This window comes from Chitinibacter tainanensis DSM 15459, from assembly GCF_000429785.1.
Classification (GTDB): domain Bacteria; phylum Pseudomonadota; class Gammaproteobacteria; order Burkholderiales; family Chitinibacteraceae; genus Chitinibacter; species Chitinibacter tainanensis.
In genome coordinates, this window is record NZ_KE386951.1 from 126,021 (window position 1) to 139,841 (window position 13,821).

General features: G+C 59.2%; 11 protein-coding genes. 6 read left to right on the forward strand and 5 right to left on the reverse strand.

Annotated features, from left to right (window positions below):
• Positions 1–45 precede the first annotated feature (45 nt).
• Positions 46–1,803, forward strand: a complete 1,758-nt coding sequence (locus tag G482_RS18150) for a SulP family inorganic anion transporter (protein ID WP_051258912.1) — start codon at positions 46–48, stop codon at positions 1,801–1,803.
• 178 nt (positions 1,804–1,981) lie between these two features.
• A complete protein-coding gene (locus G482_RS20835) occupies positions 1,982–3,805 on the forward strand; it encodes a chitinase (protein WP_084414602.1) in 1,824 nt (607 codons plus the stop codon).
• A gap of 48 nt (positions 3,806–3,853) precedes the next feature.
• Here the strand turns inward: G482_RS20835 and G482_RS0110140 are convergent, their stop codons facing one another.
• Entirely contained in the window at positions 3,854–4,303 is a 450-nt protein-coding gene (locus G482_RS0110140; RefSeq protein WP_034619477.1) for a multidrug/biocide efflux PACE transporter, read from the reverse strand.
• A 102-nt stretch (positions 4,304–4,405) separates the two neighbouring features.
• Between G482_RS0110140 and G482_RS0110145 the strand changes: the two genes are divergently transcribed.
• The gene (locus tag G482_RS0110145; RefSeq protein WP_028449939.1) at positions 4,406–5,287 is read left to right on the forward strand and encodes a LysR family transcriptional regulator; all 882 of its coding nucleotides are present in this window, start codon (positions 4,406–4,408) and stop codon (positions 5,285–5,287) included.
• A 96-nt stretch (positions 5,288–5,383) separates the two neighbouring features.
• On the opposite strand, the gene G482_RS0110150 is transcribed toward G482_RS0110145, so the two are convergent.
• Together G482_RS0110150 and G482_RS19625 are read right to left on the reverse strand one after the other, a co-directional pair.
• Entirely contained in the window at positions 5,384–6,421 is a 1,038-nt protein-coding gene (locus G482_RS0110150; RefSeq protein ID WP_028449940.1) for a hypothetical protein, read from the reverse strand.
• Between the two features lie 90 nt (positions 6,422–6,511).
• Complete coding sequence (locus tag G482_RS19625; protein ID WP_051258913.1) at positions 6,512–7,807, reverse strand: serine/threonine-protein kinase; 1,296 nt, start codon at positions 7,805–7,807, stop codon at positions 6,512–6,514.
• 173 nt (positions 7,808–7,980) lie between these two features.
• On the opposite strand from G482_RS19625, the gene G482_RS0110160 reads away from it, so the two are divergent.
• Together G482_RS0110160 and G482_RS18165 are read left to right on the forward strand one after the other, a co-directional pair.
• The gene (locus G482_RS0110160; RefSeq protein ID WP_028449941.1) at positions 7,981–9,600 is read left to right on the forward strand and encodes an NAD+ synthase; all 1,620 of its coding nucleotides are present in this window, start codon (positions 7,981–7,983) and stop codon (positions 9,598–9,600) included.
• 211 nt (positions 9,601–9,811) lie between these two features.
• Positions 9,812–11,611 (forward strand): GGDEF domain-containing protein, encoded by a 1,800-nt coding sequence (locus tag G482_RS18165; RefSeq protein ID WP_051258914.1) that lies wholly within the window; start codon positions 9,812–9,814, stop codon positions 11,609–11,611.
• Between the two features lie 56 nt (positions 11,612–11,667).
• Here the strand turns inward: G482_RS18165 and G482_RS18170 are convergent, their stop codons facing one another.
• The gene (locus G482_RS18170; RefSeq protein ID WP_051258915.1) at positions 11,668–12,774 is read right to left on the reverse strand and encodes a response regulator; all 1,107 of its coding nucleotides are present in this window, start codon (positions 12,772–12,774) and stop codon (positions 11,668–11,670) included.
• A gap of 146 nt (positions 12,775–12,920) precedes the next feature.
• Here G482_RS18170 and G482_RS0110180 point away from each other — a divergent pair, with 146 nt between their 5' ends.
• Positions 12,921–13,274 carry a hypothetical protein gene (locus G482_RS0110180; protein ID WP_028449942.1) on the forward strand — a complete coding sequence of 118 codons (354 nt, stop codon included), beginning with the start codon at positions 12,921–12,923 and terminating at the stop codon, positions 13,272–13,274.
• Between the two features lie 155 nt (positions 13,275–13,429).
• Here G482_RS0110180 and rpsT read toward each other — a convergent pair whose 3' ends face one another.
• Positions 13,430–13,693 carry a 30S ribosomal protein S20 gene (gene rpsT, locus G482_RS0110185; protein ID WP_028449943.1) on the reverse strand — a complete coding sequence of 88 codons (264 nt, stop codon included), beginning with the start codon at positions 13,691–13,693 and terminating at the stop codon, positions 13,430–13,432.
• Positions 13,694–13,821: the final 128 nt, after the last annotated feature.

A 13,821-nucleotide genomic window follows, 5' to 3' on the forward strand; every position in this document is an offset into this window, starting at 1 on the left:
CACCGCAGCGGCTAGACTGAAACCATCATCAGCTAAGGAAGCGCAATGCCTCGCCCGCGTTTCGAGCGCCCTTCGTGGCGGCAACTCTGGCAAAGCAGCAGCCTCGCTCAAATCCGCCGGGCCTACTGGCTGCAGGATGCCATGGCGGGCCTCAGTGTCTGCGTGGTGCTGATTCCGGCCTGTGTGGCCTACGCCGATCTGGCCGGTATGCCCGCGCAAAGCGGGCTGTATACCGCCCTGGCCGGCATGCTGGTGTATGCGCTCTTAGGTAGCTCGCGCTTGGTGATCGTCGGGCCGGATGCCGCGATTGCCCTCTTGGTCACCGCCGCAATAGCCCCGCTGGCGCAGGGCAACCCCGCTGAATATGTGCGTCTGGCAGCCGAGCTGGCGCTACTGGTGGGGCTCTTGATGCTGATCGCCGCCAAGGCCCGCTTGGGCGCCATGGCCGATCTGTTATCCAAGCCGGTGCTACTGGGCTTTATGAATGGCGCAGCCTGTATTCTGATCGCCAGCCAGCTGGGCAAACTCACCGGCCTTAGCCTCACCGAAGACGCGTTTTTCCCCCGCGTAGCGCAATGGGTGCAGCTGCTGCCCACAGCCCAAGACACCACGGTGATTGTGGGCCTGATCTCGATGGCTTTGCTGCTGCTCTTGCGGCTGGTGGTGCCCGGCGTACCTGGCGCGATTGTGTTGTTTGCGCTGGCGATCCCCACCGCTTATTTTTTGCGGCTGGGCGAACACGGCGTGGCACTGCTGGGGCGGCTGCCGCAAGGTTTGCCCGCGCTGGTGCTGCCGTTTACCAGCCTACAGGAAATCGCCCAGCTCTTACCCGCCGCGGCCGGGATTGCGCTGCTGGCTATGCCCGAAGGCATCTTGCTAGCCCGCGCGTTTGCGCGCAAACACCACGACGACATCAACCCCAATCGCGAATTACTGGCGCTGGGCTTGGCCAATATGGCCGCCGCCTGCGCGCAGGGCTTTGCGCTGGGTGCCAGCCAATCGCGCACGGCGATTAACGATGCGGCCGGCGGGCGCTCGGTGTTGTCCGGGCTGGTAGCGGCCGGCTGTTTGCTGCTGTTTTTGCTGCTGTTGTCCGATAGCCTGCGTTATTTACCGGTGTGTAGTTTGTCGGCACTGCTGATTGTGGCGGGGCTGAATCTGATTGATGTAGCCAGCTGGCGTGAAATGTATCGGCTCGATCGCACCGCCGCCCTGTTCTCGCTAATCACCACCGCCGGGGTGCTGATTGTGGGGGTATTGCCCGGCATCATAGTTGGTATCTTGCTTTCGCTGGCATACCTCATTCAATTCATGGCCCGCCCCTTTGATGCGGTGCTGTGTTCGGTGTCTGGGCGCAAAGGGTTTCATGACGTCACCGAGGCGGAGCTAACGGGCGAATCGCGCTATCTGCAGGGGCTGTTGGTGTATCGCTTTTATGCGCCACTGCTGTTTGCCAACGGGGGGTTTTTTGTTGAGCGCATTAGTGCGCTAGTGGCGGCCGATGGCGATACGCGCTGGGTGCTGATTGATGCGCAAGCGATTACCTTTCTGGATGTCACCGCCGCCGAGCAATTGCTCACCCTTAATCGCCTGCTGGAAGAGGCCGAAATCGACCTTAAATTTGCCCGTTGCAACCGCCCACTACGCGAAGCACTGGATCGCTACGGCGTCACCGCGGCAATTGGCGCCGATAGTTTTTACAGCCATGTGCACGATGCGCTGGCTGACTACCGCAGCCTGTATCCCGATGTAACCCACGAGCCGGTGAGCCTGTGGGATGGCGTCGAGCGGCGGCGTAGCTGACACGCCACTCAAACAGTAATTCCTTATTTACAACAGTGACTTGGATTATTTAGCTAAGCAGCAGCATCGGCCTACAATCATCCCGTTTCTGACCAAAAAAGCAAAATACATGTTGGCAGAAATCACTACGCCGTCAGTTTCACGGCGGCGTGTTAATTAAACAGGATGGAGAAGACCTATGCACTCACGCATTACCGCTCTGCTGGCGGGGCTGTTGCTCGCCGCCAGTGTTCACGCGGCCAGCTGGCAGGAAGGCACCAGCTACAGCGCCGGCACCGTCGTGGATTACAACGGCAAAACCTACACCGCACTGGTAAGCCACACCGCCTACGCCGGCGCGGGCTGGAATCCGGCCAGTACACCAACGCTGTGGAAGGAAGGTGGCAGTAGCACGACCCCTGCCACACCAGTACCAACCCCGACGCCTACCGCCACACCAAACCTACCTACACCAACACCAATGCCAACCCCTGTTGGCGATTGGGCCTGTGAAATTGGCGCTACCCCACCGCCAACTGGCTACTGCGTAATCTGGTATACCCCAAAACCTAAACCTACCACGGCCCCGAGCGCACCAAGCTGGGATAAAACCGCCGTTTACACCGGCGGTAGCCGAGTGCTGTATAACGGCGCGCTTTACGAGGCCAAATGGTGGACGCAAGGCGATGTGCCAGGCGGCGCGGAATGGGGGCCATGGAAATTGGTGAGTGCAGCTACAGCAACACCATACGTTTCACCAAGCCCGACGCCATGGGTATCGCCAAGCCCCACGCCGATCGTGACATTAACACCATGCCCAATGCCGACCCCACCGCTCCCGTCGCCCGACTATATTGCGGAACCCGTGTATGACGCCGCGGGTTCCTGCGTGATCGCGTGGAAACTGAAGCCAAGAAACACACCAACCCCAGAAGTGCCCCCAACCCCGACGCCCGTGGTAACCACGAGCCCAACGCCAACCCCAAGCAACTCGCCAGCCCCCGCGAACGACAAACTGCTGGTCGGTTATCTGCACGCTAGCTTTGCCAATGGCTCGGGCTATATCCGCATGAATGATGTGTCGGATAAATGGGACTTTATCAATCTGTCGTTTGCAGAGCCGACCTCATCCACCAGTGGTGAAGTGGCATTCAAGCTCTGCCCATCGACCGAATGCCCGAATGTCGAATCAGAAGCCGACTTTATTGCCGCGATTAAGGCCAAACAGGCCAAAGGCAAAAAAGTGCAGATTTCGATTGGCGGCGCTAACGGTCAGGTTCGCCTCGAAACCACCGCCGCCAAAGATGCCTTTGTGCGCTCGGTGGCGGCCATCATCGATAAATATGGCCTCGATGGCCTGGATGTCGATTTTGAAGGGCATTCATTGCAGCTCAATGCCGGCGACAATGATGTGGCTAACCCGAAAGCACCGGTGATTGTGAATCTGATTGCCGCGCTGAAAGAGCTGAAAGCCAAATACGGCAGCAAATTCACGCTGACCATGGCGCCAGAGACGTTCTTTGTGCAATTGGGCTATAGCTTCTACGGCGGCACTTGCTCGGGTTGCGATACCCGCGCCGGGGCTTACCTGCCGGTGATCTATGCGCTGCGCAATGATCTGACGCTGTTACACGTGCAGGATTACAACTCCGGCCCGATCACCGGTCTGGATGGCGTGTATCACACCATGGGCAATGCCGATTTCCACGTGGCGATGACCGATATGCTGCTAAAAGGCTTTAAAGTTGCAGGCACCAACTTTATATTCCCTGCGCTACGCCCAGATCAAATCGCCATCGGCCTGCCAGCCAACGCCAATGCCGGCGGCGGCTTTACCACCGTGGGCGATGTGCACACTGCGCTCGATTGCCTGATGAAAGGCACAAGCTGCGGCAGCTACAAACCGGGCACCACATACCCGGGCCTGCGTGGTTTGATGACGTGGTCGATCAACTGGGACAAATTCAATAATTTTGAATTTAGCACCCAGCACCGCGCTTATTTCGACAAACTGCCTAAATAAGCCGTATTAAGCCCTGACAACGCCCCGACCTCGGGGCGTTTTTTATTTTCAGGCGGGCCGCAGGCGGCGGAAATACTGCAGGCGGAGCGTGTCGTAAGCCCAGTTATACAAATAGGTGTAGGGCAGAAAAAACAGGAAAAAGCCAATATCCAAAGCCAGCGCCTGCCAGAGGCTGAGCTGTAGCCACCACATCGTCAGCGGCACGGCCAGCATGATAAAGCCGCCTTCGAACAGCAGCGCGTGTAGCGTGCGAATTTTGGCTGTGCGCTGCCAACCCTGCCGGCGCTCCAGTTTTTCAAAACCGTAATTAAAAATGGCATTCCACAGCATGGCGCAGCTGGCCAAAATCACCGCCAGCACCCCCACATGCGCCAGGCTAGCCCCCAGCAACCAAGCGGCAATCGGCGTCACCAGCAGCACACCGCCAACTTCAAAGAGCACCGCATGCAACACCCGCTCGGGCCAGGTTTTGGTGGGTAATTGGGCTAAATCAGGCATGGCACATCCTCTGTAGTAAGGTGATTCGCCCAGATTATCCGCAGAAAAACCGATAGAATAAAATCAGTTACCATCGGCTTTACCGATAGATAGGGTGTGTTTATGTTTAACTCCATCGATAGCCTGACCGCCTTTGTGCATGCGGCCCAGCTGGGCTCTTTTTCCGCCGCCGCGCGGCATATGGGCAAGAGCCAGTCCACGGTGTCCGAGGCCATCAGCCAGCTGGAAATCGATGCTGGGGTTGCCTTATTTGATCGCCGCACCCGCCAGCCCACCCTCACGGCGGCGGGCACGCGCCTACTAAGCCATGCCCAGCATGTGCTGCACAGCCATGCCGCGCTGCGCCAGCAAGCGCTGGCTTTACAAAGTGGTGAAGAAGCGCAATTGAGTATCGTGCTCTCGGATACATTTCAATCGCAGGCCTTTGAAACGCTATTAACCGCCTTTGCCGAACGATTTCCGCTGCTGCGTCTGGAGTGCCTCGTTGGCGAAGACGATGATGTGCTGGCGCTATTGCGTAGCGGGCGGGCGCAGCTGGGGGTGATGCGCGCGCAGGGGCGCTACCAGGCCGATGTCTCCGCCCAAGCCCTACCCGGCCACACGGCCATGGCGCTGTATGTGGGTGCAGAGCACCCGCTCGCGCAGGCAGCGCAGGTGAATGAAGCGCAATTATTGCAACACCGCGAGCTGCGGCTCAGCACCTACACCAGCAGCCCAGCCGGCCCGCATAGCCCGCGTTGCTGGCTGGCACCGAGCTATCTGCTGCTACTGGAACTCACTGCGCGCAATTTTGGCTGGGCCGCCCTACCCACTTGGCTGGCGGCGCAGTTTGGCCACGGGCAACTGGTGCAACTCAACACCGCCAACTGGCCTCAAGCCACGACGCTCGATCTGGTGTGGCTACGCACCGCGCAATTGGGGCCGGCCGCGTGCTGGCTGATCGAGCAGCTGCAACACGCGGGGCACACGGCAGCGGCGAGGTAGGTCTCGGCACGCGGGGGGCACCCGCACCCTTACTTAATCGGGGTCTTACTCGACAGCCATTATTTAATAATGGCCACAGACAGATACCCAGCCGCACTATTTGGCCGCTGGCAATTTCGGCAGCACTTCGCGGCTGAAATACGGCTCTTCCAGCCCCCAGAAAATATAATCCAGCCCCAGATACTGCTCGGCAAATTGCAGATTATCGGCCACGGTATTGCGTTTGCCGGTTTTGGGGTTTTTCTGGCGCAAATTACCATCCTGTACCGCCAGCGCTTTGATCAGCTCGGCCGGATAGGCGCGCAAGAAAGCATAACTTTGCTGCATATGCGCTTTGCGGTACGGCATCAGATCAGGGCCGCCCACGCCCATTTTCAGCTCGGCCGCACGCTGAAACAGCCGGCGCATATAGCCATGGTCGTCCCACGGCAGCCATTCGCCTGGCAGAAAATTCAGATACACCATCGCGGTGCTGTGCGGGAAAGCCGCCGCCAGCACGCCCATATTCTCCTCAATGGCCGCCACATACTGCGCTGGGGCAAACCCCGCCGGCCACGTGGTGGTGCCGTCACGATGCTCGGTGCCAATGTCGATAGCGCTTTCGCTGAAGTTAATCCCGGCAATCTGGCCATCGAATTCCTGACCCAGCGCCTTAATCAGCGCTTGATAGCGGCCACGTACGCTCGGCTCCCACATTTTGGGCACCCAGCCATATTCATCGCTACCCAAAGGCTGGGTCGGGTCGCGCTCGGGCGCGCTGGCCATGCTTTGCTTGAGCGCCCCGCCCTGATAGGCCGGGCTCAATAAATATGCCGGCACATTGGGCTGCGGCGTGAACGATTTATCTTGCAGCTGCACCCACAGCTGTTTGTGCTGGCTACGCAAATACACCAGATCGGCGCGGATGGCGCTGAAATCGTATTCGCCGGCTTTCGGCTCCAGCAGGCGCCACGGATAGGCAATTTGCGCCCCCACAAAGCGTGGGTCGCTCAGCGCCTTGGTGGCGCGCAGGGTTTCGCCCTCGCCGCCTCGGGATGGGAAATACAGCCAGTGTTGAGGGGCGGCGGCGCTAGCGGCATTGGCCAGCAACACCAAGAGCAAACCGGCCACGGCCAGTAGGATGCGAAGCGGCATCTGTCACTCCCTTGCGGCCGAGTCCGGCCAAAAAACGGCAGAGTGTCGGCCAAGCGTTGCGGCTTGCCAAGTGGTAAAAATCCCAGCCCGCTAGCCCGGTGGCTGGCTCCATTCGATTTGTGGCGCCGGGCGGCCCCACCAGGCCAGCAGCAACAGCAACCCGATGGCCAAGCCCAGCTGCAGCGGCCACGGCCAGCGGCGATAGCGCTGCCAGCCCTGCTGGGCTATCCGGCTAAGCACCGGCTGCCAGCGTTGCCATTGCTGCTGCGTTTGTCGCGCCAGCACTGGCGTCCAGCGCCGCAGTTGCGCCGCACTGATGGCGAGCAGCTGGCGGGTACCGCGCCAGCCGTGGCGGGCCAGCCAATGCAATAAGCGCCCGCTGCTGGCTAGCCACGGCCGAAGCGGATCATCCCCCGCTGGCACTGCGCCGGGCTGCGCGCTCGCGCGAGAGTTAGGCTCAACGGTGGCGGTGTGGGCTTGATGGGGATGGTGGGATGAGGTGTCCGGCTGGCTTGCCGTGGTCTGATGATGATGGGCTGCAGTAGCACTGGCTGGCTGCGCCACAGTGCCCGACTGCCAGCCTGCTTGCAAGGCAGCGAGCGCAGCGGCGGCATCGGCAAAGCGCGCCTCGCGCTGCCGGGCCATGCAGCGCATCACCAGCGCCGAGAGCCATTCGGGCACCTCGGGGCGCAACACAGCGGGCGCAGGCGGCTGGTGATGCAGCACCTGATACACGATATTCATCGTGGTTTCGCCATCAAAGGGCAGCGCGCCGGTCAGCGCCTGATACAGCACCACGCCGGCAGCGTATAAATCAGCCCGGCCATCCAGCGGCTGGCCGGCCAGTTGTTCGGCCGGCATATAGCGCGGCGAGCCCAGCACGGTGCCGGTGCGGGTGAGCTCACTGGCCGGCAGTTGGGCAATGCCAAAATCGGTGATTTTCAGCCGCCCGGCGCGCGTCAGCATCAGGTTGGCGGGCTTGATATCGCGATGGATAATCTGATGTATATGCGCGTGAGCCAATGCAGCAAAGAGCTGGCGAGCAATACCCACCACATCGCGCACCGGCAGCGGCCCTTGTCGCGCCAGTAGGTCTTTGAGCGTCGCGCCTTCCACCAGCTCCATCGCCAGATAATTTTTGCCACGCCATTCGCCGCAATCAAACACCGTGATAATGCCGGGGTGATTCAGCCGCGCGGCCGAGCGCGCCTCTTGCAACAATCGCGCGGCGTATTCGGCGGCTTCGCTGCTGGCCAGATTGACTTGCAGCAATTTCAGCGCCACATCGCGCTCCAGCCGGGTATCCCGCGCTTTAAACACCACGCCCATCGCGCCGGCACCGAGGCGATGTTGCAGCGTGTAATGGGCGATCTGCGGCGAGCTCATCAGGGCGGCCAGAAAGAGTCAGCAAAGCGCGTATTGTAACCTGAGCCACAGCCCGCACCGCCAGCCGGCGTGGCCGGGGTGACGCAGCGCACAGCCCTGTGGCGGCAGTTTGCCCGCGCACCAAGACGCAAACCCCGCTAAAATGGCGCTTTATTTTGCGGATACAGCGCACCATGAAAATCGCCCTCGCCCAGATCAACCCCATTGTTGGCGACTTGGCCGGCAATACCGAGCTGATTCTCGCTGCGGCCCGCGAGGCCCAGGCGGCCGGGGCCGATATTCTGCTGACCCCCGAACTCGCCCTCACCGGCTATCCGCCGGAAGACCTGCTGCTGCGCCCGGCTTTTTTGCAGCAATGCAAACAGGCGATTGGCCGTTTTATCGATGAAGTGGACGGTATTACCTTGGTGGTTGGCCACCCGAGCGGCGTAGCGGGTGATGAAGTGTTCAACTCGGCCAGCGTGATTCGCGACGGTAATCTGCTTGGCCGCTACGATAAATTGTTGCTGCCGAATAACGCCGTGTTCGACGAAGTGCGCTACTTTACGCCCGGCTTTGCGCCATTGGTGTTTGAGCAAGATGGCGTGCAAGTGGGGATCGCGATTTGCGAAGACATTTGGGATACCGAGCCGGCCGCCGCCGCGCGCGATGAAGGTGCCGAGCTGCTGTTGGTGCTGAACGCCTCACCGTTCCATCAAGCCAAACAAGAAACCCGCCGCGCCGTAGCCGCCCAGCGCGTCGATGAAAACGGCATTCCACTGGTGTATTGCAACTTGGTTGGCGGGCAAGATGAGCTGGTGTTTGACGGCCATTCGTTTGCCTTAAATAAATCTGGCGACTTGGTGCTGCAAGCGCCAGCGTATCAAAGCCTGATTACCTACTGTGAGTATATCTCTGGCGACCTTATTCAAGCTGAAGTTGCACCCGATACCCCGATTGAAGAGAGCATTTACGGCGCGCTGGTGCAAGGCGTGAAAGACTATATCGGCAAAAACCGCTTCCCCGGCATTTTGCTGGGCCTCTCGGGCGGGATTGATTCGGCGCTGACTTTGGCGATTGCCGTGGATGCGCTCGGCGCCGAGCGCTGCCACGCGGTGATGATGCCATCGCGCTATACGGCCGATATTTCGGTGACCGATTCGCGCACCATGATCGATATTCTGGGCTGCAAATATTCCGAAATCGAAATCTGGCCGATGTACGAAAGTATGATGGCCGGCCTGGCCGATGAATTTGCAGGCCGCGAGATGGATACCACCGAAGAAAATCTGCAGAGCCGCATCCGGGGTATGCTCTTGATGTCCTTATCCAATAAGACCGGCAAGCTAGTACTCACCACGGGTAATAAGTCCGAAATGACTACCGGCTACGCCACACTGTACGGCGATATGGCCGGCGGCTTTGCGGTGCTGAAAGACGTGGCCAAAACCATGGTGTATCGCCTGTCGAACTGGCGCAACGAGCAAGCCATCGCCAACGGCCAGCCGGCACCAATCCCAGAGCGCATCATCACGCGCCCACCGTCGGCCGAGCTGCGCCCGGATCAGAAAGACCAAGACAGTCTGCCCGAATACGACGTGCTCGACGCGATTTTGGCCGCCTATGTCGAAGAAAACCTCAGCATCGCTGACATCATCGCGCGTGGTTATGCCGAGGCCGATGTGAATAAAGTAGTGCGGCTACTGAAAATCAACGAATACAAACGCCGCCAAGCGCCGGTGGGGCCGCGCATTACCGAGCGCTCGTTCGGCAAAGACTGGCGCATGCCGATCACGCAGCGCTTTACGCTGTAATGCCAGCGTCGGTGAACTACAACACTTTCTCGCGCCATATAGCCCGCTGTATGGCGTTTTTATTACATCTGCAGGCATTGATTTTGCAGTGCAAAATCAAGCCGTTCCGCATTTTGCCGGCATTTGAAGTGCCAATTGCTTGCCTACATGCAACAAAAATGTAACCTTACGCTGTTACCTTACGAGCTCACCCAGCTTTAGCTTTATCGGCATGCCACCCTCCAGCTCCACCACCTCGCTCACCTCCGGATTGCTTGAGATCATTCAATCGCAACGCTTGAGTGCTGTATTCCAGCCGATTGCCGTGGTGAATGAAGGCCAGGTGTATGGTTATGAAGGCCTGATTCGTGGCCCGCAAGGCCATGCGCTGGAATCGCCGGTGGCACTATTTGCCGCCGCCGAAGCTGCCAATCTGGTGGCTGAGCTGGATGCGGCCTGCCGCAGCGTGATTATTCGCCGCTTCGCCGAGCTGGCTCTGCCCGGCCATCTGTTTCTGAATATCTGCCCTGGCAGCCTCACCGTGCCCTTGCCGCAGCAGCAAGCGCTGCTGGATGTGTTGCACGCGGCGGGGCTATCCCCCAGCAATGTGATCATCGAGCTGACCGAAACCCAGACGATTGAGAACTACGCCGAGCTCTCCACCGCGGTGCGCCGCTGTCGCGAGCAGGGCTTTAAGCTGGCGCTGGATGATCTGGGCGAGGGTTTTTCTTCGCTGCGGCTGTGGTCGGAGCTCAAACCTGATTTTGTCAAAATCGATAAATACTTTATTCAGGGCCTCAATAGCGATCCGCAAAAACGGCAGTTTGTGCGCTCGATCCAGCAAATTGCCCTGAATACCAAAACCAGCGTGATCGCCGAAGGCATTGAAACCGTGGCCGAGCTCGATTGCGTGCGGCAAATCGGCATTACCTTGATTCAAGGTTATTTGCTGGCTCGCCCGGCGGCGGAGCCGCTACATACAGTGCAGTTGCCCTCGGCGCCGGCCAGCCAGCGTGCGCGCGAGCTACAAACTACCGCCGCCTCGCTGTTGCAGCTTACCCCCGCCGCCTCGCCCCGCGATAACCACGATGCGATCTGGCGCCGCTTTCAGCAACAAGCCGACCTGCATGCCATCCCGGTAGTGGAAAACGATCAGCCCATTGGCCTGATCAAACGCCACGATATTCTGGAGCTGTTTTCCCGCCCGTATAGCCGCGAGCTTTTTGGCAACCGCGATTGCCGCCTGCATATGGACCCGCAGCCCTTGGTGGTGGAGCAAAGCACCAGTCTGACCGAGCTGGCGCAATTGGTGACCGCCAGCGAGCGGCTGAATCTGGATGATGGTTTTATCATTACCGAGCGAGGCCGCTATCTGGGCATGGGCACGGGCCGCGAGCTGATTCGCGCCATGACCGAAATGCAGCTGGCCGCCGCGCGCCACGCCAATCCGCTCACCGGCCTGCCCGGCAATGCGCCGATTCAGGACACCATGAGCCATCTCTTGGCCCAGCAGCTGGATTTCACCGTGGTGTACGTCGATCTGGATCATTTCAAGCCCTACAACGACGTGTATGGCTATGCGCGCGGCGATGAATTGCTGAAGTTTCTGGGTGCTTTATTGCAGCAGGCCTTTGACCCGGTGCTGGATTTTGTTGGCCATGTGGGCGGCGATGATTTTATTTTGCTGCTGCGCAGCCACGATTGGCAGGCGCGCTGCGAAACCGTGCTGGCGCAGTTTGAAACCATGATCGGCAGCTATTTCACCAGCGAAGACCGCGCAGCCGGCGGCTACAATGCGCCCAATCGGCAAGGGCAAATGCAGTTTCACCCGCTGGTGTCGCTGTCGCTGGGCGCCGCGCAGATTCTGGCCAAATGGTATGAATCGCACCACGAAGTGGCCAATATCGCCAGCAGCGCCAAAAGCATGGCCAAACGCGAGCAGGGCAACAGCATCTTTATCGATCGCCGCACCCAGCGCCCACCCCTTCCCCCAGCCAATCGTGGCGGGTATAACGTCGAAAGCCCGATTTAATCGGGCTTTCTGTTAGATACTGCACGGGGTATTGGCTGACTATAGCGTTATCGCCGCTAGATCTGGCTCAGATCCCAATCCAGCCCTTCTTCGTCTTTGGCCAGCTCTAGCAAGGGCTTCAGATTATGCAGCAGCGCCCGCAAATGCGGCCGCAGCTCGTCCAGATTGCCTTTGTGCAACATCACCAAAGCTTCGGAAATCAGCGGCGTCGGTGCTTGCGCAGCAGCCGGATCAGGCATAAACACCTGATTATCCATCGGATCGGCATACAGCCGGTCTTGCGCCACGCTGAGCATGCGCTCGACCGAATGCACATCGTCATGCCAGGAATTAGCCACCGCAATCGATGCGGTGACGCGGATTTGCTCGTTGCGGAAATTCACCCGCGCGTTGGCAATGGTCTGGCGCAAGCGCTCGGCCACCACGCGCGCTTCGGTCAGCGGCGTGGCCGGCGACACGATGGCGAAACGCGAGTCGGCCAGATGCGCCAGCGTGTCTTCTTTACGCAATTTGGCTTCGAGCAATTTCGCCAGCAGGCCCAGCAATTGGCCATGCACGCGCTCACCAAGCTTATTGTGCAAAGCGACGCCGTGATTGACTTCCAGCAACAAGAGCGTGACTTCGCTGTTGTGGCGCAGCGCAAAGGCCAGCGCCTGCTCCAGCTGCAGATTCAGCAAATGCGAGCTGCCCACGCCCGTAACGGCATCGGTTGTGGCGGTTTGCACCTGCACCGCGCGGGTTTCAGCCAGCTCGCGCCGGGTGGCGGCCAATTCGAGATTGGCTTTCACCCGCGCCAGCATTTCGGTGCGGTCGGTGGATTTGGTAACGAAATCATTGGCGCCGCAATCGACGCAGCGCAACTTGGTGGCCTCGTCTTCTTCACCCGAGATAATAATCACCGGCAAATAGTGCATGCGCGGCTCGCCCGAGCCCCGGATGCGGGCCAAGAGCCCCAGCCCATCCAGCTCGGGCATAGTGAGATCAGAAAGCAAGAGATCAATCGAATCATCCGCCAGCAGGCGGCGCCAGCCGGCTTCGCCGTCGGCTTCTTCAATCAGCTCATAGGCATCGGCAAGGTGTTTGCGGATTGTCGCCCGGACGATGCGGGAGTCATCAACGACCAGAATTTTCGGCCGGGTCGCCAGCTCGGTATTGTCATTCATCTTCGGCAATCGGTATGGGTGCGATTAGAATTCAAGCCTAGCATACCATGGCGGCATTGGTGTGAAAGCAATGCCGCCACTTTAACACTGGACAGGCACTGGCCTGCCATGTCATAAAGAAACCATCACCGGCGGATGGATAAATCATGGCCAGCTCGTACCGTTTGCAAATAGGCTTATCGCCTCTGGCCCCGCAAGAGGCCGATATTGCGCTGGGCGCGATTCGCCGCACCTGGTGCATGCCCTCGTGGGTACGCAAACAGCCCTTGGCCGATGGCGTGATCTTGCTGGAAGTACGCCACGAAGCCGAGCTCAAACCCGGCGAAAGCGCCGACTGGTTTGTTGAGCGCCTCGCCGCCGCCCTGTGGCAAGACATCGGCCGGTTTGTGCGCATCGCCATCGATATTGCCCCGCATGAAGCGCCGGATGGCCGGATTTTCGTGCTGGAAGAGGAATCTTACTGGCGCATCATGCGCAGCTTCCGCCTGTCACAACACTAATCAAGATATACCCAACCAGGGTATTGAGCCCAAGCCAAGAATTTTCAATTAGTTTAAGCCAATACCCAGCCCGAATTGCCATACGATGTTAGTCTAGGCATTTTCGCTAGGCGAAAAAAACCCGCTCGAGAGCGGGTTTTTCTACCGGCAAAAACTTAGGCCATTGCTTTAACAGCAGCAGCCAGACGGCTCTTATGACGAGCAGCCTTGTTTTTGTGGAAGATTTTCTTGTCAGCGATACGGTCGATGGTGCTAACAGACTGTTGGTATACAGCAGCAGCAGCCGCTTTATCGCCAGCAGCGATCGCTTTCAGTACTTTCTTAACTGCAGTACGGAATTCAGAACGCTGAGAAGCGTTGTGCTCACGTGCTGCGGTGGCTTGACGGGCGCGTTTGCGAGCCTGTGCGGTATTTGCCATGGTGTAATGCTCCTAGTAGGTGTAACGGGTCTACTGCTTGGCCGGAGACACGGACTTTCGGCAGCACACACAACCCTAGAAAGCCGACGATTTTATTCGTTCTTCACCTTCAGCGCAAGAGCAGCGTA

Bases quoted from the DNA above. Each gene is read 5' to 3' on its own strand.
- G482_RS18150 (WP_051258912.1), top strand. From the start codon at position 46: ATGCCTCGCCCGCGTTTCGAGCGCCCTTCGTGGCGGCAACTCTGGCAA.
- G482_RS20835 (WP_084414602.1), top strand. From the start codon at position 1,982: ATGCACTCACGCATTACCGCTCTGCTGGCGGGGCTGTTGCTCGCCGCC.
- G482_RS0110140 (WP_034619477.1), bottom strand. From the start codon at position 4,303: ATGCCTGATTTAGCCCAATTACCCACCAAAACCTGGCCCGAGCGGGTG.
- G482_RS0110145 (WP_028449939.1), top strand. From the start codon at position 4,406: ATGTTTAACTCCATCGATAGCCTGACCGCCTTTGTGCATGCGGCCCAG.
- G482_RS0110150 (WP_028449940.1), bottom strand. From the start codon at position 6,421: ATGCCGCTTCGCATCCTACTGGCCGTGGCCGGTTTGCTCTTGGTGTTG.
- G482_RS19625 (WP_051258913.1), bottom strand. From the start codon at position 7,807: ATGAGCTCGCCGCAGATCGCCCATTACACGCTGCAACATCGCCTCGGT.
- G482_RS0110160 (WP_028449941.1), top strand. From the start codon at position 7,981: ATGAAAATCGCCCTCGCCCAGATCAACCCCATTGTTGGCGACTTGGCC.
- G482_RS18165 (WP_051258914.1), top strand. From the start codon at position 9,812: ATGCCACCCTCCAGCTCCACCACCTCGCTCACCTCCGGATTGCTTGAG.
- G482_RS18170 (WP_051258915.1), bottom strand. From the start codon at position 12,774: ATGAATGACAATACCGAGCTGGCGACCCGGCCGAAAATTCTGGTCGTT.
- G482_RS0110180 (WP_028449942.1), top strand. From the start codon at position 12,921: ATGGCCAGCTCGTACCGTTTGCAAATAGGCTTATCGCCTCTGGCCCCG.
- rpsT (WP_028449943.1), bottom strand. From the start codon at position 13,693: ATGGCAAATACCGCACAGGCTCGCAAACGCGCCCGTCAAGCCACCGCA.